A 2617-nucleotide genomic window follows, 5' to 3' on the forward strand; every position below is an offset into this window, starting at 1 on the left:
TCAGCGACCGTTGCGGTTTTAATGCCTCAACTACCTGCTCGAAGGGTACATCCTGATGCTCGTAAGCTTGGAGTGTGATTTCCCTGACTTGAGTTAGCAATTGGGCAAAACTAGGATTGTCTTCAAATCGGGTTCTTAGGACTAAGGTATTTACAAAAAAGCCAATTAATGACTCAATTTCCCGCCGATTGCGATTGGCAATCGGTGTACCCAGCACCAGATCGGACTGACCGCTGTAACGATAAAGTAACGTTGAGAACGCGGCTGCCAGAGTCATGAACAAAGTTGTGCCCGACTCCCGAGACAGAGACTGCAACTGCTGGTTTAAGTCAGCAGATAGCGTAAAACTTTGAGTTGTGCCTCGGTAAGTTTGGAGATGAGGCCGAGGTCGATCGGTGGGCAATTGCAATAATTCTGGTGCTCCTTGCAATTGTTGCTGCCAGTAATCGAGTTGCGTTTCTAGCATTGACCCCGCTAAGTATTGCCGTTGCCACAGTGCAAAGTCGGCATACTGAATTGGTAATTCTGGTAGTGGCGAAGGCGATCCAGCACAGAAAGCTGGATATAGAAACGCTAGTTCTTGAATTAACACCCCGATCGACCACCCATCGGAAATAATATGGTGCATGGTGAGCAACAACACCTGCTCTGTTGCCGATAGCAAGAGTAAACTACATCGGATTAACGGTGCGGTTTCTAAGTCAAATGGGATCAGTGCTTCTTTCTCGATCGCCGCTTGATATTCTGTGCTTCGATCGATCGGTGCTAGAGCCTGCAAATCGATCGCCTGAATCTTCAGGGTGGTGGCGGGATGAATAACCTGAATGGGGCGATCGTCAACGGTGTGGAAGCTGGTGCGCAAGACTTGATGACGACGGACGATTTCGGTTAATGCTTGTTGGAGTGCGTTAATGTCTGAGTTCCCACTGATGCGAACTGCGGCAGGCATATTGTATGTGGCACTCGCTCCTTCGAGTTGGTTGAGGAACCACAGCCGTTCTTGCGCAAATGAGAGTGGCAATGGTAATGTCTCATCGGCCATCGGCTCGATCGTGGGAAGAGTCGATTTCGACCTTATGTCAACTTGTTGTAAAAAATTGATTATTTCTACTTTTCTTTCAACTAGCTGCTCTCTTATTTGTGGTGTTATTACTCCAGCAGGCGAATTGCAGCGCAGAGAAAAATCTCTTGAATTATCATTTTTATGATTAGGTTCTAGCCAGAGTTTAACATCTAGATTTGCTAGTTCAGATAAGAATTCTTTGATGGTTTTCATAACTCAATTTCCTCCCGATTTTCCAACAGCTCGATATCATCAGGTCTTAACATTTGTACTGTAGAACGAATTTCATCAATACTTTCAGCTAGTTCAAATATAGTCTGTTTCTCAAATAGGGAGATTATCGGTAATTCAACGTCAAATGCCGAACGCAACCGTGAAATTAATTGAGTTACCAATAGTGAGTTTCCTCCTAAATCGAAAAAATTATTGTGGATACCGACTTTTTCCAAACCCAATACTTCCAACCACATCTGAGCGATAGCCTCTTGGGTTGGAGTGGATGGCAAGACAAAATCGATCGTCAAATCCCATTCACGATCGGGAGTCGGTAGTGCATTGCGGTCTACTTTACCGTTCGGGGTTAACGGCATAGAGTCTAAAGTGACGATCGCCGCAGGCACCATATATTCTGGTAGCCTTTGCTTGAGGAAGACGCGCACTTGACTAGAACTAAGCGATTCATCTGATGTAACTAGATAAGCAACAAGACGTTTATGGCCAGGACTAGCTTCTGTCGCGATCGCCACAGCTTGTTGCACCTGAGGATGAGTACTCAAGACAGCTTCGATTTCACCTAGTTCGATCCGGAAGCCCCGAATCTTGACTTGATTATCGATGCGACCGAGAAATTCGATATTCCCATCTGGTAAGTAACGCGCTAGATCTCCCGTTTTATAAAGACGTGCAGATTCATCACTCGAGAAGGGATTGGGAATAAATTTCGCAGCGGTTAAGTCGGGACGATTGAGATAGCCACGCGCTAAACCATCACCGCCGATGTGCAACTCCCCAGGGACACCAATCGGCACTGGTTGAAGATATCGATCGAGAATATAGCTCTGCTTGTTGGCAATTGGTTTACCGATCGGGATCGTAACGTCCGTTGAAACAGATTCGATCGAGTACCAAGTAGCAAATGTGGTGCTTTCAGTTGGCCCATAGACATGAATCAATCGTTGTGGTGAAATACTGTCAAAGACTTCCTTCACCCACCGTCGATCGATTACTTCACCGCCAAACAGTAGATTTTTTAACGTTTTGAGCGCGAATGGAACTTCTGCCGCCAGTAGGTTGAACAAAGCAGTTGTCAGAAATAGAGTAGTAATACCTTGGCGATCGATTTGGGCGGCAAAGTCTTGGGGCGAAAGTATACTTTCAGTGCCAAGCACAACCAGTTTTGAGCCATTTAACAAGGCACCCCAAATCTCAAAGATCACAGCATCGAATGAAAAATTTGCAGCAGCGGCAACAGTATCAGAGGCTTCTAACCCAATGTAATCAGTACTAATTACTAAACTCACCACATTTTGATGTTCGATTTGGACGCCCTTAGGC

2 protein-coding genes are annotated in these 2617 nt (G+C 45.6%); both read right to left on the bottom strand.

What is annotated here, in order from left to right; translation table 11 throughout:
• A partial coding sequence (locus C7B77_RS27845) for a condensation domain-containing protein (RefSeq protein ID WP_245894499.1) occupies positions 1–1276 on the bottom strand: 1276 nt, incomplete at its 3' end.
• Positions 1273–2617 (bottom strand): non-ribosomal peptide synthetase (locus C7B77_RS27850; protein WP_146138570.1); only part of this gene is annotated, 1345 nt, incomplete at its 5' end. The genes C7B77_RS27850 and C7B77_RS27845, both read right to left, overlap by 4 nt.

Origin of the sequence: Chamaesiphon polymorphus CCALA 037 (assembly GCF_003003845.1) — a bacterium.
GTDB classification, from domain to species: Bacteria; Cyanobacteriota; Cyanobacteriia; order Cyanobacteriales; family Chamaesiphonaceae; genus Chamaesiphon; species Chamaesiphon polymorphus.